23 protein-coding genes are annotated in these 25,296 nt (G+C 41.7%); 12 read left to right on the top strand and 11 right to left on the bottom strand.

Annotation, left to right across the window (positions count from 1 at the left end; all coding sequences use genetic code 11):
- Positions 1-521: 521 nt before the first annotated feature.
- Positions 522-2,024: a hypothetical protein gene (locus AC0J5Y_RS01605; protein ID WP_475131234.1), complete on the bottom strand. Its 1,503-nt coding sequence runs from the start codon at positions 2,022-2,024 to the stop codon at positions 522-524.
- Between the two features lie 320 nt (positions 2,025-2,344).
- On the opposite strand from AC0J5Y_RS01605, the gene AC0J5Y_RS01600 reads away from it, so the two are divergent.
- The 6 genes from AC0J5Y_RS01600 (at position 2,345) to AC0J5Y_RS01575 (ending at position 7,559) form a co-directional block, all read left to right on the top strand.
- Positions 2,345-2,953, top strand: coding sequence for a rhomboid family intramembrane serine protease (locus tag AC0J5Y_RS01600; protein WP_475131233.1), 609 nt, complete (start codon positions 2,345-2,347; stop codon positions 2,951-2,953).
- Positions 2,954-3,067: 114 nt separating this feature from the next.
- Complete coding sequence (locus AC0J5Y_RS01595; RefSeq protein ID WP_475131232.1) at positions 3,068-4,012, top strand: metallophosphoesterase; 945 nt, start codon at positions 3,068-3,070, stop codon at positions 4,010-4,012.
- A gap of 130 nt (positions 4,013-4,142) precedes the next feature.
- The gene (gene purE / locus AC0J5Y_RS01590) at positions 4,143-4,703 is read left to right on the top strand and encodes a 5-(carboxyamino)imidazole ribonucleotide mutase (RefSeq protein WP_475131231.1); all 561 of its coding nucleotides are present in this window, start codon (positions 4,143-4,145) and stop codon (positions 4,701-4,703) included.
- A 223-nt stretch (positions 4,704-4,926) separates the two neighbouring features.
- Positions 4,927-6,282 (top strand): 5-(carboxyamino)imidazole ribonucleotide synthase, encoded by a 1,356-nt coding sequence (locus tag AC0J5Y_RS01585; RefSeq protein WP_475131230.1) that lies wholly within the window; start codon positions 4,927-4,929, stop codon positions 6,280-6,282.
- The gene (locus AC0J5Y_RS01580; RefSeq protein ID WP_413518830.1) at positions 6,282-6,731 is read left to right on the top strand and encodes a YaiI/YqxD family protein; all 450 of its coding nucleotides are present in this window, start codon (positions 6,282-6,284) and stop codon (positions 6,729-6,731) included. Before AC0J5Y_RS01585 ends, AC0J5Y_RS01580 begins: the two co-directional genes overlap by 1 nt.
- A gap of 189 nt (positions 6,732-6,920) precedes the next feature.
- A complete protein-coding gene (locus tag AC0J5Y_RS01575) occupies positions 6,921-7,559 on the top strand; it encodes an NAD(P)H-binding protein (RefSeq protein ID WP_475131229.1) in 639 nt (212 codons plus the stop codon).
- A gap of 188 nt (positions 7,560-7,747) precedes the next feature.
- Here AC0J5Y_RS01575 and epmA read toward each other — a convergent pair whose 3' ends face one another.
- The 3 genes from epmA to AC0J5Y_RS01560 all read right to left on the bottom strand — a co-directional run bounded on the left by epmA (position 7,748) and on the right by AC0J5Y_RS01560 (position 11,221).
- Entirely contained in the window at positions 7,748-8,770 is a 1,023-nt protein-coding gene (gene epmA, locus AC0J5Y_RS01570) for an EF-P lysine aminoacylase EpmA (protein WP_475131227.1), read from the bottom strand.
- Between the two features lie 39 nt (positions 8,771-8,809).
- Positions 8,810-9,976: a 4-phosphoerythronate dehydrogenase gene (locus AC0J5Y_RS01565; protein WP_475131226.1), complete on the bottom strand. Its 1,167-nt coding sequence runs from the start codon at positions 9,974-9,976 to the stop codon at positions 8,810-8,812.
- A 105-nt stretch (positions 9,977-10,081) separates the two neighbouring features.
- On the bottom strand, positions 10,082-11,221 hold the full coding sequence (locus AC0J5Y_RS01560) for an AI-2E family transporter (protein WP_181209503.1): 1,140 nt from the start codon (positions 11,219-11,221) through the stop codon (positions 10,082-10,084).
- A gap of 777 nt (positions 11,222-11,998) precedes the next feature.
- On the opposite strand from AC0J5Y_RS01560, the gene AC0J5Y_RS01555 reads away from it, so the two are divergent.
- Together AC0J5Y_RS01555 and paeA are read left to right on the top strand one after the other, a co-directional pair.
- Positions 11,999-13,690, top strand: a complete 1,692-nt coding sequence (locus AC0J5Y_RS01555; RefSeq protein ID WP_475131225.1) for an NAD+ synthase — start codon at positions 11,999-12,001, stop codon at positions 13,688-13,690.
- Positions 13,691-13,934: 244 nt separating this feature from the next.
- Positions 13,935-15,209: a polyamine export protein PaeA gene (paeA, locus tag AC0J5Y_RS01550; protein ID WP_475131224.1), complete on the top strand. Its 1,275-nt coding sequence runs from the start codon at positions 13,935-13,937 to the stop codon at positions 15,207-15,209.
- Between the two features lie 226 nt (positions 15,210-15,435).
- Here paeA and AC0J5Y_RS01545 read toward each other — a convergent pair whose 3' ends face one another.
- Positions 15,436-16,194 (bottom strand): YggS family pyridoxal phosphate-dependent enzyme, encoded by a 759-nt coding sequence (locus AC0J5Y_RS01545; protein ID WP_475131223.1) that lies wholly within the window; start codon positions 16,192-16,194, stop codon positions 15,436-15,438.
- Between the two features lie 315 nt (positions 16,195-16,509).
- Between AC0J5Y_RS01545 and AC0J5Y_RS01540 the strand changes: the two genes are divergently transcribed.
- Positions 16,510-17,562, top strand: coding sequence for a type IV pilus twitching motility protein PilT (locus AC0J5Y_RS01540; protein WP_020442648.1), 1,053 nt, complete (start codon positions 16,510-16,512; stop codon positions 17,560-17,562).
- Between the two features lie 157 nt (positions 17,563-17,719).
- Complete coding sequence (locus AC0J5Y_RS01535; RefSeq protein ID WP_475131222.1) at positions 17,720-18,841, top strand: PilT/PilU family type 4a pilus ATPase; 1,122 nt, start codon at positions 17,720-17,722, stop codon at positions 18,839-18,841.
- 111 nt (positions 18,842-18,952) lie between these two features.
- Here the strand turns inward: AC0J5Y_RS01535 and fur are convergent, their stop codons facing one another.
- A complete protein-coding gene (gene fur, locus AC0J5Y_RS01530) occupies positions 18,953-19,387 on the bottom strand; it encodes a ferric iron uptake transcriptional regulator (RefSeq protein ID WP_475131221.1) in 435 nt (144 codons plus the stop codon).
- Positions 19,388-19,711: 324 nt separating this feature from the next.
- Here fur and AC0J5Y_RS01525 point away from each other — a divergent pair, with 324 nt between their 5' ends.
- Complete coding sequence (locus AC0J5Y_RS01525) at positions 19,712-20,128, top strand: outer membrane protein assembly factor BamE (RefSeq protein WP_475131220.1); 417 nt, start codon at positions 19,712-19,714, stop codon at positions 20,126-20,128.
- A 25-nt stretch (positions 20,129-20,153) separates the two neighbouring features.
- Here the strand turns inward: AC0J5Y_RS01525 and AC0J5Y_RS01520 are convergent, their stop codons facing one another.
- The 4 genes from AC0J5Y_RS01520 to AC0J5Y_RS01505 all read right to left on the bottom strand — a co-directional run bounded on the left by AC0J5Y_RS01520 (position 20,154) and on the right by AC0J5Y_RS01505 (position 23,264).
- A complete protein-coding gene (locus AC0J5Y_RS01520) occupies positions 20,154-20,498 on the bottom strand; it encodes an RnfH family protein (protein WP_475131219.1) in 345 nt (114 codons plus the stop codon).
- Between the two features lie 20 nt (positions 20,499-20,518).
- Positions 20,519-21,661 (bottom strand): hypothetical protein, encoded by a 1,143-nt coding sequence (locus tag AC0J5Y_RS01515; RefSeq protein ID WP_475131218.1) that lies wholly within the window; start codon positions 21,659-21,661, stop codon positions 20,519-20,521.
- 256 nt (positions 21,662-21,917) lie between these two features.
- Positions 21,918-22,586: a c-type cytochrome gene (locus AC0J5Y_RS01510; RefSeq protein ID WP_475131217.1), complete on the bottom strand. Its 669-nt coding sequence runs from the start codon at positions 22,584-22,586 to the stop codon at positions 21,918-21,920.
- A 342-nt stretch (positions 22,587-22,928) separates the two neighbouring features.
- On the bottom strand, positions 22,929-23,264 hold the full coding sequence (locus AC0J5Y_RS01505; RefSeq protein ID WP_475131216.1) for a c-type cytochrome: 336 nt from the start codon (positions 23,262-23,264) through the stop codon (positions 22,929-22,931).
- Between the two features lie 411 nt (positions 23,265-23,675).
- Between AC0J5Y_RS01505 and yihA the strand changes: the two genes are divergently transcribed.
- The gene (gene yihA, locus AC0J5Y_RS01500; RefSeq protein WP_475131215.1) at positions 23,676-24,461 is read left to right on the top strand and encodes a ribosome biogenesis GTP-binding protein YihA/YsxC; all 786 of its coding nucleotides are present in this window, start codon (positions 23,676-23,678) and stop codon (positions 24,459-24,461) included.
- 101 nt (positions 24,462-24,562) lie between these two features.
- Here the strand turns inward: yihA and AC0J5Y_RS01495 are convergent, their stop codons facing one another.
- A complete protein-coding gene (locus tag AC0J5Y_RS01495) occupies positions 24,563-25,273 on the bottom strand; it encodes an HAD family hydrolase (protein ID WP_475131214.1) in 711 nt (236 codons plus the stop codon).
- Positions 25,274-25,296 lie beyond the last annotated feature (23 nt).

Genomic DNA, 25,296 nt, shown 5'->3' with positions numbered 1-25,296 from the left:
AAAAAAAAGCGCATTATGTTAGTGCTAATCTACAACAGTAGTAATCTAAAATTTAATCGTCTGAAATAACACCTAGCCACGCCATAAAGTGAGCAATGACCAGATTCAGCTTTCGTCATTATAAAAGTATTAAGAAGGCGTTCACAATCAACGCGCTGTTGTGCAAATGCTACAATAGGTAATATTTCAGTTGTTACTCGTAACTACGATGCCTATAAAGTAAAAATTGTGAATCTATAGTCGGTGAAAAGCAATATCGATACAACACGTACTGCTGGTGCAAATTTTTCTTGCTTGCTGTGCCTACGCAGACAGAGGCTGCAAAAAATTTACACCAGCAATACTGTAGCGACTTTAAAGTATTTCAACTATATATTCAGCTCAACGTTAAATCTCAATATTAGAACAGTACCAATCAAATATTGCCTAAAAAACTGATTATTATGGGAAACAAAAAAGTGCCTTATAAAATATAAGACACTTTTTAACGTTACACAGTCTTTAAAAATATTGGTGGCTTATCATCTGACTTGAGCAGGTTCAACCACAATGACATTGTTTGCCATGTCGTCAACTTCAGATAAAGAAATAGAGCCATTTGAACTTGAAGGCGCGCTATTAAAATTATTAGTATTATTATTTCTGACAGGTGCTGGCATCACACTATCGTTAGTCTCATCGTCTGGCGCTTGATATTCCACATTATTAGCATTGTTATTGGCAGGCGCATTCTCAAATTGATTATTAAAATTATTGGTCGACATACCTTGTTGCTCCACGATACCATTATTCATATCATTAGGGTTGCTAGGTAGTGGTAGTGGTGCAGTACTCTCAATCATCATCGATGGTAGCAATGTACGCATATCTGTCGTTAAGCGCTGTAGCTGCATAGCATCAGGCGCCTCTACTGTGATGCGATCATTCTGTAATTGTAAGCGCGCAAACGGCGCTGCTCTCAATAATGTCAGCACATTAGGTAATATCTCTATTGGCATATTGGCAACGCTGCTTGCAACGCCTTCTTTGACTGTTAACTGACACATCCCTGCCTGCTCACCAAAGCTAGTATTGAGCGCCTGTTGTAATAGGCTTTGTAGCGCGACATCGCCCACTGACCCACTACAAGTATAAAGACTGCCATTGTTATCCACCCCAACTATGAGCTCAATTGGCGTTACCACTTGTACGGGCGGTTCAATCACAGGCGACACGACAACAGGCGTTGTCACCGCAGCTTCTACTGGCGGCGTGTCGTTTGGCTTGATTAATAATGCCCACACAAGTCCAATAGCGGTCACTGCCCCTAGTAATACAAATGTCCATAGCAACATGTCATTACGTTGATTACGGGTACGTGTTTTTTCTCGGCGTAGGCTGCTATTTTCTGCCAAATAATGCTCTGCTGGACTGACATGAATCGAATCGGTGCTGAGACGCTCATCCAAAGTTGGTATCGGCGATTCTGCTGTGAAACTCGGTGAAGCGATAATATCGACAGCGGCGGGCTTGTAATTATTTAAAGCAACAGCTGGTATCACAGCCCCTGCCAATACTCTCTGGCTCCGAAACAGCTCATCATCAGTATGCTGCGGCGCACCAATGATAGGTGCGGACCATATCGGCAAATAAGGGCGTAATGAGGCTTGTTCACCTTGCAAAAAGGCTGGCAAAAATTGTCCATTTGCCAGTATTTTTAACTCTTGATAGGCCAATGGCGTGGCATTTATCAGCAGCTGCATCGTCGTAAACTCATCAATATGATGGGTCGATGCCAGCTCCTGAATCATCAACCGACGTAAGCTTGCGGTTTGCCAAAGTTGCTCAAATAATGGCGGTTGTGCGACATTTTCAGTGATAACGGTGGCATCAATACGCAATAACTGTGAGTAGATATGTGGCAATGCCAAACGCGATGCCAAAATCGCATAAAATTGTTCCAATAAGCTGACATGGGAGACGCTACCATTGTTACCCAATATAGCTGGGGTCACCGTTTGCTCTAGTTGATCGATGATACTCATAAGTTACTGCCTCTGTCAGCGTTAATGTTACATATATAGTCGATATATTTTGATTGGTAATAGCATCAGTCGTTACTGTCAGTATACGAAGCATTACTCACTGTCACTCGTACGATGTTATATTATTCAATATAAACAAGCATTAAAGCACAATTTTGTCGCATATTGGTTTTTGCATGATAATCGCTGCTACTATTGTTAAGATGAATACGTAACTGTTTATTATTCATATTTGGATGACAATAACCAACACAACCTATGGTATAAGTATTGCCTTACTTATCATTGCTATCTATCAGACCCAACCTAAGGACTATTCTTTGTTTAACCAGACGACGCTTATCATTATTATTACGGTTATTGTCAGTCTATTGGCGTGGCAAAACAAAGCAGTGTTTAATCGACTGATTTTTTATCCCCCAGCAGTGAACAATGGTCAATGGGATCGCTTTGTGACTCATGGATTTATCCATGCTGATAGCATGCACTTACTTTTTAATATGTTCACTTTATACTTTTTTGGTCGTGCCATTGAGGGCTTATACCAAAAGTTTTTGTTTGGCTATGGCTTTTTGCTTTTTTATATACTGGCTATTATTGTTGCGATGATTCCAAGTTATATTAAGCACAAGCAAAGTGCCAGCTATTTAAGTCTTGGCGCATCAGGCGGTGTCTCCGCTGTATTGTTTGCGTTTATATTGCTTGCTCCTTGGGAAAAAATCTATCTGTTTGCGATCATTCCTATTCCCGCTATCTTATTTGCGGTGGCCTATGTCGCGTACAGTATCTATTCTGATAAACGCGGCGGCTCAAACATCAATCATATGGCCCATATGTGGGGCGGCGCGTTTGGAGTGATAGCCACGATTGTTCTAGAGCCGCAAGTCCTGCCGCATTTCCTAAATGCGCTGTTGTCACCTGGATTTTAAAAATACTTGACGGAAAATAACAGTAACGAATCAGGAAAACACGGACAACAGTGGCTATCATTTTCACAAAACCGCTTTTTACGCCCTTTTGTATTTAAGATTTGAAACTTTATTATGATTATAGATGTTATCGGCGATATTCATGGCTATGCAGACAAACTGGTTGGGTTGCTACAGCAATTGGGTTATATGCATAATGGTCAGTACTTTGTGCCGCCAGCCGGTCATCGTGCGCTATTTATTGGGGATTTGATTGATCGCGGCTCACAGCAGGTAGCGACATTAGAAATCGTTTTTGCTATGCTCGATGCTGATGTCGCTGATGCGGTGATGGGCAATCATGAATATAATGCTCTCGCCTTTGCCACCCTCGATCCTGATGATACCAGTCAATATCTGCGCTCACATAATGAGATACATACCCGCCAGCATGAGGCGTTTTTGGCAGAAGTGCCATTTGGTTCAGAAGCCCATCAGTACTGGCTACAGCGCTTATATGAGATTCCTTTGTGGCTTGAAACCGACTACGCCTGCTTTGTGCATGCTTGTTGGGATGTCGATAGTATGGCGATACTACAGCCATTCTTAACAGAGAATAATTGCCTAACAGCACATGGGCTTATTGCAACCTCTAGAGAAGGTACTGCAACGTTTGATGCATTAGAGCGCGTGTTAAAAGGCGTTGAAACGCCGCTGCCTAATGGCTTAGTGATGGTCGATAAAGAAGGCACCAAGCGTACGCGCGTACGAGTACGCTGGTGGCTTGATAAGTTGAATACACGCAGTCTTTATGAAGTAGCGCGCGCACCTTTATTGGCATTGGCACAAATCCCTAAAGATGTATTGGCTGAAAATATTGACTTCACTCTGAAAACCCACAAACCTATATTTGTCGGACATTATTGGCTAACGGGTGACCCTGAGCCGCTAAGTTCACAAGTGGTCTGTACCGATTATTCAGCAGCCGTCGATAGCGGTTATCTGACCTGTTATCAGCTCGATAGTGAGCAGCCTTTACCGTTAAAGACCATTCGTTTTGTACAATATCATCATGATTAAGAGGCTCGGATACTTGGCTATCTCTGAGATGTATGATGTTTTATATGCATGATTTGGCATTAAAGGGCAAACTTGGCTTTACGAATACAGCAAAATTTTTGTATGATGGTCTTTTTGAGGATATCAAAGCATGAGCATCATCTCAGCGCCGGTTAAAGCTACTGATCAGAACGCACCTATCACCTCCCCTGTTGGTCAACCAAAAGTTGGCATTATTATGGGTTCGCAGTCTGATTGGGCAACCATGAGTGCAGCAGCGCAATTGCTTGCAGACTTTGATATCGCCTTTGAATGTGAAGTGGTTTCAGCACATCGTACGCCAGACAGATTATTTGATTATGCCAAAAGCGCAAAAGGTAATGGCTTGCACGTGATTATCGCTGGCGCTGGCGGAGCAGCTCATTTGCCTGGTATGTGTGCCAGTCAAACGCCATTACCTGTCTTTGGTGTCCCTGTAAAATCCTCTATGCTGAGTGGTTGGGACAGCTTACTGTCTATCGTTCAGATGCCCAAAGGCGTGGCAGTTGGCACATTAGCCATTGGCTCAGCAGGCGCTTATAATGCTGCACTGCTTGCGATTCAAGTGTTGGCATTACATGATGAGTCGATTGCGACTAAGCTGGACAATATGCGTCAAGCGCAAACTGACATCATTCTTGCCAGTCCAACGCCCGGTATCATTAATGCTTAGTATTTAAGTTAAGCGACTGAAAAATAATTATTATATTTATCGTTCATTTTAAATATAAGCGGGTTTCCTTGATATTTATTTTTAGATAAGTTTTACTAAATACAAGGTGCATACAATGCACCTTTTCCTATTTTAACTCGTTAGACTTTTATACCCTTATGCCTTTATATTTTTATATATTGAAGTATTTAACCCCTTGTTTATTTGAATCAAAGAGCCTGCCATGACCATAGCGAACGCTTACCCTGTTACTCAAACCATCCGCACCATTGGTATTTTAGGCGGTGGTCAGCTTGGCATGATGCTGGCACAAGCGGCTATGCCATTGGGCTATCACTGTGTGTTTTTGGAAGACAGCGCTGACTGTCCAGCCAGTCTATATGGGCGCGTTTTTAGCAGCGAGCAATTGGACGCCTTTATCGAAGCGGCTGATGTCTTTACCTTAGAGTTTGAAAACACTCCGACTGCTACCGTTGAGCAACTAGCAAGCTTATCAAAATCTGGCAGCAAACAAGGTATGTTTCCGCCAACGATTGCCCTAGATATCGCACAAGATCGCCTAAAAGAAAAGCAGATGTTTAATACGCTTGATATCGCAACAGTACCCTTTATGTCTGTTAGCTCAGAGACGGAGTTACAGCAAGCTTGTCATGAGCTTGGATTGCCTATTGTCCTAAAAACCAGCCGAGGCGGGTATGATGGCAAAGGTCAGTTTGTGATCAGACAAGACGGTGATATCAAAGCCGCTTGGCAAGAGCTAAAAGATGCAGTTAGTGGTAAAGGCACGCTGACGCAAACGCCAGCGCCATTGATTGCAGAAGGTTTTATTCACTTCAGTCGTGAGCTTTCTATCATCGCCGCACGAGGTCAAAACGGTCAGGTACGCTGTTATGATTTGGTCGAAAACCATCATCATCAAGGTATTTTAGCCAAAACCCAAGCGCCAGCTATTGGTACCAGTCATTTATTTACGCAAGCGACCGATGCTATTACCAACGTAATGAATCATTTGGGCTACGTTGGCGTGATGGCACTTGAGCTATTTGTGACCAAAGATGCTCGCGGCAATGACACTTTACTTGCTAACGAGATAGCGCCGCGCGTGCATAACTCTGGTCATTGGAGTATTGAGGGTGCTGTCACCAGCCAATTTGAAAATCATATTCGTGCTGTGGTTAATCTGCCACTAGGCGACACTGACAACGTCTATCCAGCAATTATGATTAATGTCTTAGGGCAATATCCTGATATCAGCGAAGTGCTCAATATTGATGGCGTTCATTATCACAGCTATCATAAAGCGGAGCGTAACGACCGTAAAATTGCCCATATTACCTTAATGCCAAACGATGTCGCAGACTTAGAGCCTGCATTGGCAAAGCTTGTCGCCATACTACCTAATAAAGTCGGTCTTGATAAAAAGGTAACGCTCATCAATGATTCGGTAACGGCAGAAGATAACTTAACGACTGCTGACATAAAAGCTGATGCTGCAAATAAAAAAAACTTAATCAATGATGATAATGAGCCGCAAATCACTGAGTCAGCCGACATAAAAGCTGAAAAGGCTCAGAAATAATGCAGATTTGGGTAGATGCAGATTCAGTGCCTTTGATCGCCAAAGACTTGATTATTAAGACCGCTGAGCGCACACAAACGATGGCGATATTTGTCGCCAATCAGCCAATCAAACTGCGTAAATCGCCGTTACTGGTGATGACTGTCGTGCCCTCTGGCTTTGACAAAGCCGATGATTATATCGTTGAGCAGATTCAAGCGGGTGATTTGGCGATTACCAGTGACATCCCTTTGGCAAATGATATTTTAGACAAAGGCGGTATGGTGCTGACAACACGCGGCGTGGTCTATGACAAAAATAACATTAAGCAGAAGCTTAATATGCGCGATTTTATGGATACCATGCGTGGTACTGGCGTGCTTGAGCTGCAAGAGATGAGCGGACAAAAACCTTATGGCGATCGTGATAAAAAAGCCTTTGCTGATGGGCTAAACAAGTTAGTACGCTAAGTCCAAACAGTTTATTTTTGGTTTTGTATCTTTTATCACCTTGCAAATCGGATACACTCTATAACCAAATACTATGCAATCGGCACGCTTCATAACGAAGCGTGCCGATTTTTCTTGTTACGCTATATTCGATGTGTAAAAAAGTCCGTTTTTCAAACGACGATAACGTAAATAAAAACAGGAATAATTATGAAGATTTTAGTAATTGGCGCAAGTGGTCGAGTGGGCAGTGATTTGGTTAAACAGCTATTAGCAGATAACCATCAAGTGATCGGCACTACCCGTCAAGAAGAAAAATTATTTCAAGATAATAATTATAGCCAATTAGATTTGGATATCACTGCGAACAAGGATGCAATTCAACAGCAAATTAATCAAGATATCGATGCTGTGTATTTCGTTGCTGGGTCTGGCGGCAAAGACGTCTTAGAAGTAGATTTACATGGGGCAGTTAAGACTATGCAAGCCGTACAAGATAAAGGTATCAAACGCTATATTATGCTAAGCACCGTCTTTTCATTAGACACCAGCAAATGGGACAATCCAAATATTGAAAATTTAAAAGAATACTATATCTGTAAGCATTACGCTGATCAGTGGTTGATTAATAACAGCAGTCTTGATTACACCATCGTACAAGCAGGGGCGTTAGAAGAGCGAGCTGCTACTGGCAAGATTACGGTAAATGATGACAATTCCGGGGAGAACTCAATCGAAGATGTCGCAACTACGCTAGCTGCTGTACTTAATGCAGACAATAGCATTAATACCATATTTAGTATGCATAATGGTGAGACAAACATTGCTGAGGCTATTGCAAAATTATAGTGGCTACCCGTACTACCTAGAGTTAAAATACCTTAAAAATGCTACGGTACTGCTGGTATAAATTTTTTGCAGCCTCTGACAGCAACGGCACCGCAAGCAAGAAAAATCGATGTGAGCAGCACGTTATGTGTCGATATTGCTTTTCCCTGACTATAGGTGGCGCCTACGTTAAGTCTGTCGAAGAGCGACTAAGCCAAACCACTAGGGAAAGGTATTGCTTCTTCTAAGCTCGTTGCACCTGTCAGCACCATCAGCAGCCTATCTAAACCGACCGCAATCCCGCTACAAGGTATCAAATCATCAGACGCTGCTATTAAGTGCTCATCAATAGGCATTTGTGGCAAGTTATGACGCGCTCTCAATTGGTTGTCCTGCTCAAACCGCCCTCTTAACGCCTGCCCGTCTGCTAGCTCATCATAAGCGTTGGCAATCTCGATTCCTTTTATATACAGCTCAAAACGTTTGGCGACTGTATTACCCTCTTTATCAAGAGCGGTTTTTGCCAATGCGGCTGTCGCAGGCGGATATTCAATCACCAACGTCGGTAAATCATGCCCCAAATTTGGCTCAACAGCATGGCTAAACAATAAATCTAGCCAGCTTTGACGACGGTCTTGTTCGCTATCGCAGCTCTCTGCACTATTAAAATCAAATCCTATCAGACCTTTGTCTTCTGCCACGGCTTGTAATGCTGCTAGACTGGCGGTCAGCGGATGAATACCAACAAAGTCCATAAAAGCATCAACGTAGCGATAATGACTCATGATTATCGGATGACCATAGAGCAGCTCTAATAGCTCGCCAAGCTCAGCCGCCATCTCATCCAGACTATAATTTGGCTGATACCATTCAAGCATTGTGAATTCGATATTGTGCCGCGTCCCGATCTCATTATCTCGAAAGACTGGGCAGATTTGATAAATGGGTACCTGCCAGCTTGCAAGCAAACGCTTCATGGCAAATTCAGGTGACGTATGCAGATAATAAGTACAAAGTTTGTCTTGATAAGTGACCTGTGCGGCTACAGATTGCAAAAAGGTATCGGTATTGCCCGCTTGCGATAATAGCGGCGTTTGCACTTCTAATACTTGACGCGTGGCAAAGAACTGACGAATGACATTTATTAATTTCGCACGCTGCTGCGCCATTGCAAGGGTCATCGTTGGGCCATAGCTCGGCTTAGACAAAGGCTGATTATTGGCTTTACTCATGACTGGTTACAGTGCCTCATAAATTATAAAAACAAATAGTTAAATAGTCACACTGATTGTTTGTGCTTGCCACTCACGGCGTAGATGGTAATCACGGCGTAATTGATCAAAATCTACCCCTTTAACTTTACCGTTGGTTACTTTATCTCTTAATGCCGCATCGTCTTTTCTAATATCATAAAACTTTTGCAATCGGTCTGGATGTTCTTTTAACTCAAACCATAGATAAGTATTGAGTGATAGTAACTGATGCATCGATAATACAGGTAGTACTGCCAATTTTTCACACAAGGCATCATAAATAATTTGCGTGCCACGCAGCTTGCCTTCTAAGGTATAACCAGCAATATGCGGAGTGCCAATAGCAAGCCTAGATAGCAAACTCTCAGAAATCTGCGGCTCATGTTCAAACACATCCAATACCACTTGGCGTTCAGTCGCATTGATATCGGCTTCGAGGGCAGCGGCATCAATCACAGGTCCGCGCGCACTATTAATCAGCATAGTATGCGGCGACATGAGTGTCAAAGTTTCTGCATTAATTAAATGACGCGTTGGATAGTCGCTGACATTATTGCTAATGCTAATGCTGTTGCTAATTGCACCTTGCGCATCCGTATCTTTTTTATCCGTTAAAGGTACATGCAAGCTAATCACATCACTTTGGCTCAATACCTGCTCAAGACTGGCATTATTGATATCGGATGTGGCCAACAAAGGGTCATAACCCAATATTTTCCAGCCTAAATCATTGGCATACTGAGCTAGCGTACTACCGATATTACCAAGTCCGATGATGCCTAATGTTAATGGCTTTGTGGATTGCTGCCAATACTGTGGACGTAAAGTTAATATAGCAGTCACTACGTATTGTGCGACTGAATGCTTGCTACAGCCAGCGGCATTGGCGAAGGTAATATTGCGTTCTGCCAAATATTCTTGATCGACATGGTCAGTACCAATGGTCGCAGAACCAACGAATTTGACGCTATTATTATCACTTAATAGTGACTCATTTATTGAAGTGACAGAGCGTATCAACAAAACGTCAGGCTGCACATCTGCCATTAATTGTGCGTTGATATCACGACCAGCAACACGTATGACCTGCACCTGTTGCTCAGTATTTTGACCCAGCGCTACAGGATTAAAGAACTCATCAAGGCTTGCGATATTACTATCAGCCACAATAGTGAGATTTTTCATCGTATCTACCTTGTTTTTCATCGTATTCGCTACCGTCTCATTGAATATGGATAATCTTATATATAATTTTAAGCACTCTAGATGATGGCTTTACTATAAAAGCGCTTATAAAAGTGTGTCCTGGCTCGGCTGATCCACTTTAATCAAATTTTTACCTTGATCCAGCTCTTCTTGTTGGGCAAACAGATCATTTTTATGCTGTGATATCCATTCACGCCATACCGCAAGTCCGATTGCTAGTACCACAGGACCAATAAATAAACCAACAAAACCAAAAGCTGTCAGACCACCCAATACCCCAATGAAGATAATAATAAAAGGAATTTTGGTCGCACCACTAATAACGATCGGACGGATAAGGTTATCAACCCAGCTAATCACTAAAATACCCCACAGTGCTAAGCCGATACCTTCAACCGTATGCCCTTGGCTTAATAACCAAAGTGAGACACCGCCCCAAACAAATGGCGTACCAAATGGAATGAGAGCAATGATAAACGTTACAATCGTCATTAAGATAGGACTCGGTGCACTGGCAAAATAATAGCCGATACCAGCAAGCAATGCCTGTGCTAATGCTGTCAGACCGATACCGTAAACCACCGCACGCGTGGTAGTGCCGACAGAGTCAATATAACCGTCGATACGATTACCGATAATATTACGCAGCGCTTGTCGAATTTGGCGAACCAAACTGGTGCCATCGCGATAAAAGAAGAACAACGTCATAAGCGCCATACCAAGTTTGGCAAGACTGCTGAACACGACGTCAAAGGCAATTTTTCCGTAGTACAGATGCGACTGTACCCAAAGACGAAAAGCCTCTAGCGTCCCTTCAGGATTTTTATTGATGCGCCAAAGCACATCTTTGACCTGCTGTCCTATTATCGGCAAATCTTTGACAGAGTCAGGCACGTCCAGATAACCCACTTTAATACGATAGACCAAATTACTGATCAGGCTTAATGCTTCTTGCTGTAAGATAAAAATACCGGCTACCAAGGGCACGCCTATCATCAAAGTAATACTGACGGTCATAATCGCTGCACTAAAATTTGAGCTAAATCTGACTCTTTGATGAAAAAAGTTATAAATAGGAAAAGTCACATACGCCAAAATCGCTGCCCACAATGCCGGTACAATAAAAAACTGCACCACCTGAAAACACAGCACAAACAGCACGACCAATAACGTAATTGCCAGCAAACGCTGAATAATAAATTCTTTTGTCCAGTTTTCAATCATAGCGTGCAAACCAAGGGTGACCAGCAGAAACCTAATACGGCTCCACTATAAAATTTATAAATGGGTTGTTTAAATCACAGATTATGTTTGTAATTTTCATCCATTAGCGAAGATTTTGAGCCGTACAGATTTGGATAAAATATCTGCTTTTATAAGGTTAATTAGGCTAACAGCAAAAAACTATTATGCAACAAGATTATCCAAATAAATAACGCTATGTTGTAACCTTTACTTACAACTTTCTTGGGAGCAAATTTGTTAGTGCCTGTATCGTCATGACTGTTGATTGCTAAAACCTATGGAACATAATTATCTTAACAAAAACATCATCAATATGCGCTTTTTAAGCAATTTTATATCTGCCATCTAGAAGGCTAAATCACTGGCTGGTTCTATTAGTAACATCAATTGATGTTATACTAAAGGGATTGATTTATGCTTTTAAATGACGCTCTGTTGGTTTGGCTTTATTACTTTTATTAAGGTAAACCCTTAGCGTCTATAAAACACCTCTCGTCTGTGATCTTACTCTAGATGGTATTTAGCAGTATTTTTAGAGCAGTTCTGCATCAATTGAGAGGGCACATCTGCATGACATTCATGCCTATACATGTTTGATGCTCATGATACTGATGCACTATTTAAGCACCTTATTTTGAGTAAATGATTTTAAATACCTATTTTGAGTCGTTTTCGGAAACATATTTTTATTTGGTTTTATTTGAAACCAAAAAATATATAACAGATTTAAATAACCTATTGATAGGAACAATAACAATGTCAAAAGATACTGACAACCCCAACCTTACCACTTCCAATAAGGGCAACCAAGCTTCAAAATCGCAAGATAGCGTCACCTTTGCTTTAGCCCAATCACACTTCTTAGTAGGCGATATCAAGGCCAACGCTGAAAAAATGCGCACTTTGGCATTACAAGCTCGTGAGCAAGGCGCCGATGTGATTGTCTTTCCAGAGCTTGGATTATTGGGCTATCCGCCACAAGATTTATTGCTGCGTCCAAGCCTATCAGGTCGTATCAAAAGCGCATTATCTGCGCTAAGCGATATTGATGACATCGTCATGATTGTAGGCTACCCGCATGTCGACCATCATGGCACCTTTAACTCCGCTGCTATCTTGCATAATGGTCATCAAAAAGGCTTTTACCATAAGCAACTCTTGCCGAACTATGGTGTGTTTGATGAGCGCCGTTACTTTGACAAAGGTCGCAACCAAGTCTTATTTGACTATAAAGGCATAACCATTGGTCTGCTGATTTGTGAAGACTTATGGGAAAAAGGTCCTATTTCTGAGCTCAAAAAACAAGGCGCTGACTTGATTGTAAGCTTAAACGCCTCACCATTTGAGATTGAAAAGCAAGATGCTCGCAAAACTATGCTGGCCAAGCGTAGCCGCGAAAACAATTTACCGATTATTTATGTGAATGCCGTTGGTGGTCAAGATGACTTGGTATTTGACGGTGGTTCTATGGCGATTCAAGCTGACGGTAGTGTCGCGCATGAAGCTTCACGCTTTATGAATCAGTTGCTACTCACAAGCTTCGATGTGAAGACGGCAAAATTTGACAGCCAAGCAAAAGCACCACTGTCATTGAGCCGTGAGTCTGAGATGTATCAAGCATTGGTCGTTGGTTTGCGCGATTATGTCAATCTTTCAGGCTTTACTGGCATCATCGTTGGTCTGTCAGGTGGTATTGATTCAGCATTGACACTCTGTATCGCAGTCGATGCACTAGGTGCTGACAAGGTCTATGCAGTCATGATGCCTTATGAATATACCTCTCAAATCAGTTTAGAGGACGCGCAAGCCCAAGCACGCCGTCTCAATGTCTCTTATACTGTTTGTCCTATCTTTGATGCGGTCGAAGGTATCCGTCATACACTTGCGCCACTATTTAACAAGTCTCCTGCTGATACCACTGAAGAGAACATCCAAGCACGTGCACGCGGTGTGGTACTTATGGCGTTGTCTAACAAATTTGGGCATTTGGTCATCACGACTGGTAATAAATCAGAGCTAGCTGTTGGCTATTCAACCTTATATGGCGATATGGCAGGCGGTTTCGACGTCCTAAAAGACGTGTATAAATCACAGGTTTATAAATTGGCCAGCTATCGTAACCGTTTAGAAGATACGCCTGTTATTCCTGAGCGCGTCATTACGCGTCCACCATCTGCTGAGCTACGTCCTGATCAAAAAGACCAAGATAGCTTGCCTGATTATGATGTATTAGATGGTATCTTAATGTCATATATCGATGAAGATATGAGTTATCAAGATATTGTCGATAAAGGCTTCGATGCTGATTTGGTCGCCAAAGTCATCAAAATGGTCGATGGTAGCGAATATAAGCGCGCACAAGCACCAATTGGTACTAAGATTAGCCATAAAGCCTTTGGTCGTGAGCGCCGTTATCCGCTCGTCAATAAATGGTCAATAAAAGGCTAAGCCTTGATACTGAATTTATCAAAAAACCTTTTAGAGCCCTTTTTTAAAGGCTTGATAAATTTAAGTTTTTATCTAATATCATAAAATTGCTTTATAATTAGCTGGGTGCTTGCCCAGCTTTTTTAGTTTTTGTGCCTAAATAAATGCTAATAACTCAATGTCTTTTACCTCAAAACCTACCAATTATTATCTTCAACCATTACTGTAAATCTATCTACCTTACCTATTTCTATCCGAGTATGTCATGAGCTTGCTAACCGCTGGTGTGTTTATTTTTATATTAATTGCGCTAAGCGCTATCGTTTCCAGTTCGGAGCTGGCGCTTGCCTCCGCTCGCAAAATCAAGTTACAAGTCATGGCCAAGGAAGGCGAAGTACGGGCACTCGATGTGCTCAATATGCAAGAGCAACCTGGCAGCTTTATTACCGTGGTACAAGTGGCGCTCAATGCGGTGGCTATCTTAGCAGGGGTCATTGGCGAGTCAGCCATTAGTCCATATTTACAGCAGCTTTTTGGCAATGACACTGCCGCGTCCGTGGTGTCATTTATCTTAGTTACCAGTGTGTTTGTGTTGTTTGCAGACTTGATGCCCAAGCGTTTGGCCATGTCCAACGCTGAACCTATCGCGGTCAAGATGGTTCGACCTATGATTTTCTTTATTTTCATCTTTAAACCGATTATTTGGATATTTGATGGGGCGGCAAACCTACTATTCAAACTCATAGGCGTGTCAACCGTACGACAAGATGAAATGACGTCAGAGGATATTTATGCGGTGATGGATGCAGGTGCAGAAGCCGGCGTCATTAAGCATCAAGAGCATCATTTGATCGAAAATATTTTTGAGATGCAAGAGCGAACCGTAACCTCAGTCATGAATCCGCGCGAGCATATTGTCTATTTTGATACTAAAGCCAGCACCGAAGAAGTGGTTGCTGTGATGATTAAGCAGCCGCATAATAAATTCTTGGTCTGTAATGACGATGACTTGGAACATATCATCGGTTATGTAGAGTCGCGCAGCTTTCTAGCCTCAGTACTTGAGCAGCAAGAAGTGTGTTTAACAGACAAAGCTTTACTAAAACCTGCCTTGTTTATTCCCGATACATTATCCTTGTTTGAAGTACTGGAAACATTTAAATCAACGGGTGCAGATTTTGCCGTTATTGTGAATGAGTATGCATTAGTGGTTGGGGTCATCACGCTCAAAGACGTAATGAGCATCGTGATGGGCGAGCTTGTAACGTTAGAAGAACAACCGATTGTCCAGCGTACTGACAACTCTTGGCTGATTGATGGTATGACGCCCATTGAAGATGTCATTCGTTCGTTGGGCATGGTCAATTTACCACATAGCCAAAATTACGAAACCATTAGTGGTTTTATGATGTATATGCTGCGTAAAATTCCTAAAAAGACAGACTGTGTCGAGTATGCCAATTATCGTTTTGAGATTATCGCCACTGACAATCTTAAAATAACTCAGCTACTGGTGACAAAGTTTGATGATGTGATTTAATTTATTTAATACGTAATATAATTTATGAGTACTGTCAGGGTTGGCTTTATAATAATTTTTACCCTCAAGCATGCATACTATATTCAATTCCAAATAAAACAGATACGTTATATTCCAACGCAGTACTGGTATAAATTTTTCTGGCGTGCTGCGACTACGCTGACAGAGGCTGCGTAAGATTCATCCCAGTCCTACTGTATCGTTTCAATACTGAGTTCACTATACATCAAGCACGTACACCAAATATCGCAGTACCAACACGCACCATGGTCGTGCCACTAGCAATCGCATCAGTCATATCAGCACTCATACCCATACTCAGCGTATCCCATTGACTCAGCTCAGGATGGGTACGCTTAATGTCGTCAAATAGTTGTTTGGTGCGCTTAAAAGCATCTGTGTTTGCCTTAGCAGGAATAATCATCAATCCGCGCAATTGCAAACGCTCATAATTTTTAATTGCTGTTAACAATTCTGGAAGCTGCTCTGGCAGACATCCCGACTTACTGTCTTCATTATCAATGTTAATTTGGATCAAGATGTTTAAAGGTGGTAGCTCAGCAGGACGTTGGTCGTTAAGACGCTTGGCAATAATGTCACGCTCAAGCGTTTGTACCCAATCAAAATGCTCAGCAATATCACGGGTTTTATTACGCTGAATGCTTCCAATATAGTGCCAGACAATATGCTTACATTCTACTTGCTCACGTAGCAACTGTATTTTTTCAATGGCTTCTTGTAGATAATTTTCACCAAAATCATGCTGGCCTTGACGCGCCAATGTCGCCACCATCTCAGCAGATTTGGTTTTGGACACCGCAAGCAAAGTTACACTGCTCGGCGCTCGCAACGTTTGTTCGCATGCCTGTACCACTTGCGTCTTTACCTGCTGCCAGTTTTCAGTTAGATGTTGAACTTCTGCTTCATCATTATTGCTAAGATTGATTGCGACATTTTTAAGTACTTGCTGAGAAGACATATTCATAAAAACTCTTGTTGATATAGTGAGTTCGAAATAAAAGACAGCTGATTGTATCGATGCTTTATCACTATGCGAAAAACCAGTCAGTCTATTTTTGCATTTTACGCAGTTAGTAGATGGTTAAATCAGTACAGTCTTGTTATGATATTGTTACATGGTTTAACATATGCTACTAAAAGCTCTAGTAATAGTAACAATTATGGTGACGCCTAACCTATTTTAATGAGGTTGGCTCCAACAATGTCATAGAACCTAGCTTATCGCCTGCTTTCTATGTTGATTTTGGCACACTTTATTTATTAATAGGAATATCTGATTATGGCTGAACAAAATTTAAGCATTGAAGACTTGCTGCGTTTTACTGTCAAGCATAAGGCTTCAGATTTACATATTTCAGCCGGTATGCCTGCGATGATTCGAGTTGATGGTGAGATGACTCGGATTAACATGCCAGAGATGAGCCATAAGGTAGTTCATCAGCTCATTTATGACATCATGAATGATAGACAACGTGCCGACTTTGAAGAGTTTTTTGAGACGGATTTTTCTTTTGAGATTCCAAATCTAGCCCGTTTTCGGGTAAACGCATTTAATCAAAATCGCGGTGCAGGCGCCGTCTTTCGTACGATTCCCTCCAAAGTTCTAACGATGGAAGATCTAGGTATGGGCGAAGTATTTAAACGTGTTTCAGACTTTAAACGGGGCGTGGTATTGGTCACTGGTCCAACCGGCTCAGGTAAGTCGACCACGCTAGCTGCCATGATTGATTATATCAATGAAACCCGTAAAGAGCATATCTTGACTATCGAAGACCCGATTGAATTTGTTCATGAGTCCAAAAAAAGCTTGATTAACCAGCGTGAAGTCCATCGCGATACCTTGGGGTTTGAGCCAGCATTGCGATCAGCGTTACGTGAAGATCCGGACGTTATTCTGGTTGGTGAGCTACGAGATCTTGAGACCATACGCTTAGCGCTCACTGCCGCTGAAACCGGTCACTTAGTTTTCGGCACTTTGCACACCAGTTCCGCTGCCAAAACCATTGACCGTGTTATTGACGTCTTCCCTGCTGCTGAAAAAGACATGATTCGAGCGATGCTATCAGAGTCACTACAAGCCGTTATCTCGCAAACATTGTTACGTCGTCAAACAGGCGGGCGAATTGCCGCCCATGAGATTATGTTAGGTACGCCCGCTATTCGTAACTTAATACGAGAAAATAAAATCGCTCAAATGTACTCTTCTATCCAAACGGGTGCTGGTGATGGCATGATTACCCTTGATCAAACCCTTAAAAATCTTGTAGCGAGAGGCACAATTAGTAAAGACGTTGCAAGACCTTACGCTAAACAGCCTGAAGCATTTTTATAATGTAAATGATATCAGTAATTCTTTCTAAATGAATATAGTACTAATTGCAGATTTTGAGTAACCATCTTTTACATTAACTGTCATTTTTCGAAAAAAAGTTTATTGAAGCAGGTTTCACTCTATTTATTGCACATTTTATTGCACATATAGGTACGTTATGGACATTGATAAACTTTTACAATTGATGATTAGTAAAAATGGCTCTGATCTTTTTATTACTGCCGATGTTGCCCCTTCCATGAAAATCAATGGCAAAATACTGCCGGTTGGTAAAACGCCTTTAACTGCTGAGCAGACTATGAGGCTGGTTAAAGGCGTCATGACAATCAATCAGCAAAAAGAGTTTGATGAGACCAACGAGTGCCAGTTTGCGATTACTGATCAGGCGCAGCAAGCACGTTTTAGGGTCAGTGCCTTTATACAACGTGATATGGCAGGGATGATTTTACGGAAAATCGAAAATAATATCCCTACTGTCGAGGAGCTACGCCTGCCCCCCTCTCTAAAAGAGCTGGCAATGAAAAAGCGTGGTATTATTTTATTAGTAGGTGCAACCGGTACGGGTAAATCAACCACCCTTGCGGCAATGATAGGACACCGCAATCAAAACTCGCATGGTCATATTATTACCATAGAAGATCCTATTGAGTTTGTCCATAAGCATCGTGGCTGTATTATTACTCAGCGTGAAGTTGGTATCGATACCCACTCTTTTGAAGCCGGCCTGAAAAACACTCTACGCCAAGCGCCAGATGTGATTTTGATTGGTGAAATTCGTAACCGCGAAGTCATGAGTTACGCGATTCAATATGCTGAAACAGGGCATTTGGTATTTGCAACCTTGCACGCAAATAATGCCAACCAAGCAATCGACCGTATTATTCACTTTTTTGAGACCAGTCGCCATAATCAATTGTTTATGGATTTATCGCTCAACTTACAAGCTATTATTGCGCAGCAGTTAATTCCAACGCCTGACGGCAAGGGACGCCGCGCTGCTATTGAAGTTTTATTGAACTCACAACTGATTAGCGATTATATTCGTAAAGGCGATGTGCATGAAATCAAAGATGTGATGACGCGCTCACGTGATAGCGGTATGCAAACCTTTGATCAAGCGCTGTTTGATTTATATGAGCACGGTGAGATTACATATAAAGAAGCGATTCTTCATGCGGACTCTCCCAATGATTTGCGCTTAAAAATCAAACTCAGCAGCAAAAATGGCGTGGCAAACTTGGATGAAGGCGCGGACAGTTTATCGTTAGATATTACCTAACGACGTATTTTTAACCATAATTATTATTCTTTATGCCCAAGAAACCGTTATAAAAAAGCCCTCATCATATATAAGGGCTTTTTTAATTTTATCTCATCGATAAGTTAATGCTTACTTGACGCTGTCCCTACAGGCTTGGTCATCACAGATACCATATAGTACCAATGAGTGACCTGATAACTTAAAGCCATGCTCTGCTGCTACTTTAAGCTGTTCTTCTTCAATCACTTCATTATGAAATTCGATAATCTTACCGCAATTGTCACAAACCAGATGGTCGTGATGCTCTTCTTGAGTAATTTCAAACACGGATAAATTGTTTTCAAAGTTGTGACGCTCGACAATACCTGCCTGCTCAAACTGAGTTAGCACACGGTAAACAGTCGCTAAACCCACATCTTCGCCTTGCTCAATTAGCGCCTTGTAGACCTCTTCTGCGCTCATATGATGCAGCTTTGCACTCTCAAGCAGCTCTAGAATTTTGATACGCGGTAACGTTACTTTTAGACCCGCTCTACGTAAGTCTTGATTGGTAAAAGAAGCCATAATATCCCTTCTGACTATGAAAGTCTTAGCAAATAAGTTCAAAAAACATAAGGTAAATAATCATTAGTAGTGATGAATAAGTAATTGTAAAAAATCATCCTCATACAAAATCAGTCACTATCAAATGTATTTCCAGTACATTTTTTCTAAAAAATATGATTATAAGTATATGAATTTAAAATATTAATAATAAATGATGCCAGCGCACATTTGGTAAATAATGTCGTAAGTGGTAGGCAATTGCAAGTAAATGACGTATCATTTATCCAAGATTGTCGGTAAGACCAGTATCTACTGTGCTTAGCCGTACCTAACCCATTTTTTATGAGTCATCTTATCATGATAAAGACCCTAAATTTACGTCCGTTTCATTCTTCAAGCGCATTACGCAAGATTGTCATTACCAGCATATTGGGCGCCGCTGTTACCATGTCTGGCTGCTCGTTACTAAGTGTTTATAAGATTGATTTGCCACAAGGGACGCCCATTACTCAAACCCAAGCACAAAAATTACAAGTGGGTATGAGTCAAAATCAGGTACTTTATCTTCTTGGTAGCCCAGCCATTAGAGATACCTTAGAGCCGAACCGTTGGGACTATATTTATGACTATCAAGCAGGGACTGAAGGTCAACGTAAAGGTATCGCTGATGTCAAAAACGCCAGTCAACATCTAAAAGTCTACTTTGATAATAATGGCATAGTGACTCGCATTCAGGGTTTAGAGTCTCTACCTAAATAATCGCTTCGATAGCGAGCTTTAACCCTCAAACTCGAGATTTGCTTTTGCGCTGAGACATAGGATCAGCGCTTAAGCTTCTATATACCTCTATCCGATCAAAAGGCTGCAATTGATAGTTAAGTGGCTGTTTTTGCGCATAGATGCCGACATGCCAACGTTTGGCTGTCGGCACTGCCACATCAATCACCTCATCGCACCATTTTGCTAGTCCTTCAAACTGTATCAACCAACCAGCTTGCTTTAATGCTGCATACAAAGTTGTGCCATCAGCTACTGACAAGGTTAGATAATGCTGACTCTGTGCATCTTCAGCATAGGCTAAGTATACCGTTATCATGGCACCTTGTGGGGTAACAGTGTCTTGGAGCATGTTACTCTTATCATCAGCTGTTAGCTTAACCACTGCATCACCCAACCTATCAAGGCTAATAAAAGTGCTACTGGCACAATCAAACGTATCGCCACACGCCATAAATTATAAAAAGCTTCATTGCCAAAATTCAAAGACTTGCGCAAGTGACTGATTTTCATCTGCCATCCTGCAAAAACTGACAATAACAATACAGCTATCGTACTGATAATAACCAGTATACCTACCAGCCAAATAGTCGGTATGGCAATAACCAACACTATCGCTATGACAGCCGTTATGACCAAACTGACTAGCAGTCCAAACTTATGCGCGAGCTGCTGCGTACTATAATGTAGCAAGTAACTGGCGACAAAGATTACCCCTGCCCAATACAGTAGCTGTCCGATTGGTGGTAGCGTCATACCACTGATAAATAAAGCCACCATCCCTACCAATAATTGTAATATCCAAATCGGTAGCACCAACTTGGTTGCTCGATATTCGCTTGACGCCTGAGTACGAGAGGCATTTTGAGCATAATGATTGTCTACGCCTACTGCTGTTACTGCTTGCTTAGTAATACGGTTTTGACCAAACCAATATAAGCCTGTACCTGCGCCAACACTGACAAGTGCTAGTGCAACTGCTCGTGCCCATTCTCCTAAGCTGATATTGGTCATCGCAAAGGTAATATTTGGCAAACCGTTTGCTACCCCAAACATCAATCCAATAAGCATTAATCCCAAACCAATCGGTAAGGGTGTCACACCTAACAAGCTTAACAATGCGGCAATGACCATCAAGCCTGCGGCAACCGCAAAGCTTGGCACTTCAGGTGCGCTATTTAAGTCTGTAAGTGCAGTCAACATACCAGTGCTAGCACCGGATACCACAAGCGCTGCAATGATTATGGCTACGAAGGCAGCAAGCCAACCAAACCCACGCCATAAAGCGCTAGCATCTGCTTCTCGGGTGAGCTTTTGCATACCCGCCAAAGGTGCCTCAGCGCTACGATAAGCCAATGCTATCTCAGCATAAATGACCGGTAGCGAGACCAGCACCATAGCCAATAGCCACAACAGCCAAAAATCAATCTCGCCTATCGATGCCGGTGCAAACCAGCGAAATAGCAATAATGGTAGCAGCGCTGCAATAAAATAAGAAGCATAGCGAATCATCATAATTTACATCCAAGCGATTCAAGGTGAATAACATTGAGTCATGCTAGTTAAGCATAAATAGCTTTTAAGCTGTTAATCATCAAATTGATATATAGTCGATTTAGTTTGAAAAAATAAAGTATTAACAATATGCCATTATATAAGGACTGACAGTTATAAAAAAACCCCGAAATCGGGGTTTAATAGTTTAATCAAAATGAATGTAAACGGCACTTTTATTAAGAATAGCAATAAAGAACACCGACTTTATCTGATATTAGTGAATAGCACTCACATAATCTGACAAGATACGGATATCACGATCTGACAGTTTAGAAGCAACGGTCTGCATCATGCCCATTTCGCCTTCTTTTGCCGCATCGTTGACACGCTTTTGCTCGTCGCTATCAACATCATCTACGCGACCAGCGGCACGGAAAAGCTTGAGCTGGGTGGCAATATATTCAGCATGCTGTCCACCTAAACGTGGAAATGCTGCCCATACGTTACCCGCTGCGTCTGGACCATGACAGCCCGCACAACCGATGACACCGCGCGACTTATCACCACCTAAAAACAACTTGCTAGCTTCTTGCGTGGTTGCAGGATTACCAAACGCCACACCCCAAGGTTTCTGGCTTGAATAATAACCTGAAACGTTGGCTAAATCTTGCTGCGACAAATTGGCCACTTGCGACTGCATGATACCGTTTTTGCGGTAGCCTGCTTTAAAATTGACCAACTGCTTATATAAATACTTAACATTTTGACCACCAAGATTTGGCTGGGCAGGCACAGGGCTCACACCATCAACACCATGACAAGCAGCACAGACAGTTTCTGCAATTTGTTTGCCGGCATTAAGATCATATTCAGGAACAGTGATAGCAGCTTGTACGCTGAAACTTGCAACACATAAGCTGGCGGCAGCGATTAACTTTTTCATTGATACAAATCCTACTAACTCGATGTAAGCATTGTTTAGAGTGATTGCATTATGTAGACGCATGATATTTACAAAGCCATTATTTAGTCGCTAAGCCGTATATTCTATCGTCTTTATCACAAACAGCACGAAAGTACTTACTAATATCAGGGTTTATTTTGGATTATTATAGCAAGACTTTTTACTATTTGCCTACTTAATCGTAGCATTGGGTAGTTTTCCCTCTCACTGACTCAATCTCTGGTTTATAAAGGGCAAAAAGCGCAAAAGATTCTAGACCCTTGCGCCTTATTTATATGTCTTAGCAAATAACTAATAAAGATTTAATAGATATTTAGTTAATTATTCGCTCATATACTCAATCAGCTTACGATAGTCATCATTGCTACAATCTTCGCACAACCCACCAGCTGGCATCTGAATCATACCATTTTTGACCGAACTAATAAGTGCAGGCATGCCTTTTTGTTTTATTAGCTGCTGCCATTTGGCACTATCGCCTTTTTTAATCGCATTCAAGGCACCGCTGTCATGACACGCAGCGCAGGACTCATTATAAGTCGTTGCAGTACTAGCCGCCCCTGCACCAGTTATCATAGCTGCACTAATGATGAGCGCGCTAACACTGCTGGCTAAAAAGCGATTGCCTTTGGCAAAAATCATGGTCATTGATAACATAAGACACCTCCATTGGCTCATTCGTCCAGACGTTTGCTTCATTGCTTCTGTGCCTTAACATCTGTGAATAAACCTATTCTGATAGAGATTGTAACAATATATGTCAAATTAATATATATGAATATAGTTTAACTTTGTTAATACGCTTGAATAAAGAATCGAAAAATGAGTTATTAGCCGCATATCAATTACATCTCTACTGTAATTAATATGCGGCTAATAACCGTTATTTCAATAACTAAGCGCATTAATAGTATAGAATAGTCAGTAATTTAAAGCCCTTATTTTATGAAAGATTGATAGTTGGTTATTAGTAGCCAAAGACGCTGTGCTATTGACCGAGCAATTGCAAAATCTTTTACTATTCTATCTAAATTTAAGTATCTAAATTTTAACCGTAATGAGTCATTTATGAGTACCCCGTTCAACGATGTCGCCGCCAAGCATGCGGCTTTTAATACCAAAGCCCGTCAGCGTATTCAGCAAACTGAATTTATGATGTCAGCACCAACCTTTCGCCTGTGTCCTGCAGATATAGGCTTAGAGGTGGCATTTGCTGGTCGCTCAAACGCTGGTAAGTCCTCTGCCATTAATGCGCTTACCAACCAGCGCCAATTGGCACGCTCATCTAAAACGCCTGGTCGTACGCAGATGATTAACTTTTTTAATGTTGGTGATGCTGATAGACGATTGGTAGATTTGCCAGGTTATGGCTATGCCGCTGTACCGCTTGAGATGAAAAAAGAGTGGCAGGTTGAGCTAGAAGAATATTTGGTGTCGCGCTCAAGCCTTGCAGGTCTGGTGCTGATGACTGATATCCGTCATCCATTGAAGTTCTTTGATGAGCAAATGCTACGTTGGGCAAAAGATGGTGAACTGCCCGTTCATATCTTATTAACGAAAGCAGATAAGCTAAAGTATGGTGCCTCTAAAAATGCGTTGCTTAATACCCGTAAAAGACTGAAAGAACTGGGTCTGAACTGTAGTATTCAGCTGTTTTCAGCCTTAAGAAAAGAAGGTCTTGATGAATTAGCAGGCGTTATGGGTAACTGGTATGAGTATCAGCTTGAAGCCGACAAAATTATCGAGTCCTCTTTTGCGTTGCTAGAAGGCGATGAGTTAGAAGACGCAATCGAACAGGATGCGCTTCAAAAAGACAGCTCTCAAGAAGACAGCTCTCAAGAAGACAGCAAGTAAATCTCACATCCTTCAATAAAAAAGGGTTTATCGTTATTATCGATAAACCCTTTTTTTGTTATCATTTTTTACCATTTATGAAGATTATCATTTACGCCGATTTATATTTGAGCGCATAATAATTGTGCTAACGCTTGTGGCGTGTCCACCTGATATGTAGGCTGCTGCGCGGCAAGCTCGTCGCTGCTGGCGGTACCATAATTAACTGCAATACTGGTCATGCCCAGACAGTTTGCCATTTGAATATCATAAATGCTATCACCGATAAATACGGCGTCAGAGATTTGCTGTTTGGTATATTGCAAAATATCCGTCAGCATTTGTGGGTTAGGTTTGGAGCCTGCTTCATCCGCACATCGCGTCATAACAAAATAATGATGGCTATCTGAAGCGTCCAAAACACGATCTAGACCCTTACGTTTTTTACCTGTCGCAATTGCAAGCTGACGATTTTGCTGCTGCAAGGTTTGTAGCATATTTTCTATGGGCGCAAAGAACGGTGTACGCTGGCTGTTAGCAATATAATAATCTGCGTAACTTTGTTGAATGAACAGTTTTTGCTCATCGCTTGAATGCGGATATAAAATCTCAATGCCCTTCATTAAACTTAACCCGATAATATCTTTGACTGCCTTATCGGTTGTCTTGAAGCCATGTGCCTCACCTGCTATATGCATAGCCTCAACAATCAAGCCAATCGAATCCATTAGCGTACCGTCCCAATCAAATATGATTAAGGTCTTATCGGCTAAATGATGCAGGTTTGCTGACTGAGAACTCTGAACAGGGATCATTGTAGTAGTTTGGCTCATAAATAGACCTTCATGAATAATGA

This window comes from Psychrobacter sp. TS_SC_6, assembly GCF_056156305.1.
Note: the sequence above shows the minus strand (reverse complement) of the source record. Positions and strands in the feature narration are given on the sequence as shown.

What these genes read in the sequence shown, in the direction of transcription:
- AC0J5Y_RS01605 (WP_475131234.1), bottom strand. Translation starts at nt 2,024, where the DNA reads ATGAGTATCATCGATCAACTAGAGCAAACGGTGACCCCAGCTATATTG.
- AC0J5Y_RS01595 (WP_475131232.1), top strand. Translation starts at nt 3,068, where the DNA reads ATGATTATAGATGTTATCGGCGATATTCATGGCTATGCAGACAAACTG.
- purE (WP_475131231.1), top strand. Translation starts at nt 4,143, where the DNA reads ATGAGCATCATCTCAGCGCCGGTTAAAGCTACTGATCAGAACGCACCT.
- AC0J5Y_RS01585 (WP_475131230.1), top strand. Translation starts at nt 4,927, where the DNA reads ATGACCATAGCGAACGCTTACCCTGTTACTCAAACCATCCGCACCATT.
- AC0J5Y_RS01580 (WP_413518830.1), top strand. Translation starts at nt 6,282, where the DNA reads ATGCAGATTTGGGTAGATGCAGATTCAGTGCCTTTGATCGCCAAAGAC.
- AC0J5Y_RS01575 (WP_475131229.1), top strand. Translation starts at nt 6,921, where the DNA reads ATGAAGATTTTAGTAATTGGCGCAAGTGGTCGAGTGGGCAGTGATTTG.
- epmA (WP_475131227.1), bottom strand. Translation starts at nt 8,770, where the DNA reads ATGAGTAAAGCCAATAATCAGCCTTTGTCTAAGCCGAGCTATGGCCCA.
- AC0J5Y_RS01565 (WP_475131226.1), bottom strand. Translation starts at nt 9,976, where the DNA reads ATGAAAAATCTCACTATTGTGGCTGATAGTAATATCGCAAGCCTTGAT.
- AC0J5Y_RS01560 (WP_181209503.1), bottom strand. Translation starts at nt 11,221, where the DNA reads ATGATTGAAAACTGGACAAAAGAATTTATTATTCAGCGTTTGCTGGCA.
- AC0J5Y_RS01555 (WP_475131225.1), top strand. Translation starts at nt 11,999, where the DNA reads ATGTCAAAAGATACTGACAACCCCAACCTTACCACTTCCAATAAGGGC.
- paeA (WP_475131224.1), top strand. Translation starts at nt 13,935, where the DNA reads ATGAGCTTGCTAACCGCTGGTGTGTTTATTTTTATATTAATTGCGCTA.
- AC0J5Y_RS01545 (WP_475131223.1), bottom strand. Translation starts at nt 16,194, where the DNA reads ATGAATATGTCTTCTCAGCAAGTACTTAAAAATGTCGCAATCAATCTT.
- AC0J5Y_RS01540 (WP_020442648.1), top strand. Translation starts at nt 16,510, where the DNA reads ATGGCTGAACAAAATTTAAGCATTGAAGACTTGCTGCGTTTTACTGTC.
- AC0J5Y_RS01535 (WP_475131222.1), top strand. Translation starts at nt 17,720, where the DNA reads ATGGACATTGATAAACTTTTACAATTGATGATTAGTAAAAATGGCTCT.
- fur (WP_475131221.1), bottom strand. Translation starts at nt 19,387, where the DNA reads ATGGCTTCTTTTACCAATCAAGACTTACGTAGAGCGGGTCTAAAAGTA.
- AC0J5Y_RS01525 (WP_475131220.1), top strand. Translation starts at nt 19,712, where the DNA reads ATGAGTCATCTTATCATGATAAAGACCCTAAATTTACGTCCGTTTCAT.
- AC0J5Y_RS01520 (WP_475131219.1), bottom strand. Translation starts at nt 20,498, where the DNA reads ATGCTCCAAGACACTGTTACCCCACAAGGTGCCATGATAACGGTATAC.
- AC0J5Y_RS01515 (WP_475131218.1), bottom strand. Translation starts at nt 21,661, where the DNA reads ATGATGATTCGCTATGCTTCTTATTTTATTGCAGCGCTGCTACCATTA.
- AC0J5Y_RS01510 (WP_475131217.1), bottom strand. Translation starts at nt 22,586, where the DNA reads ATGAAAAAGTTAATCGCTGCCGCCAGCTTATGTGTTGCAAGTTTCAGC.
- AC0J5Y_RS01505 (WP_475131216.1), bottom strand. Translation starts at nt 23,264, where the DNA reads ATGTTATCAATGACCATGATTTTTGCCAAAGGCAATCGCTTTTTAGCC.
- yihA (WP_475131215.1), top strand. Translation starts at nt 23,676, where the DNA reads ATGAGTACCCCGTTCAACGATGTCGCCGCCAAGCATGCGGCTTTTAAT.
- AC0J5Y_RS01495 (WP_475131214.1), bottom strand. Translation starts at nt 25,273, where the DNA reads ATGAGCCAAACTACTACAATGATCCCTGTTCAGAGTTCTCAGTCAGCA.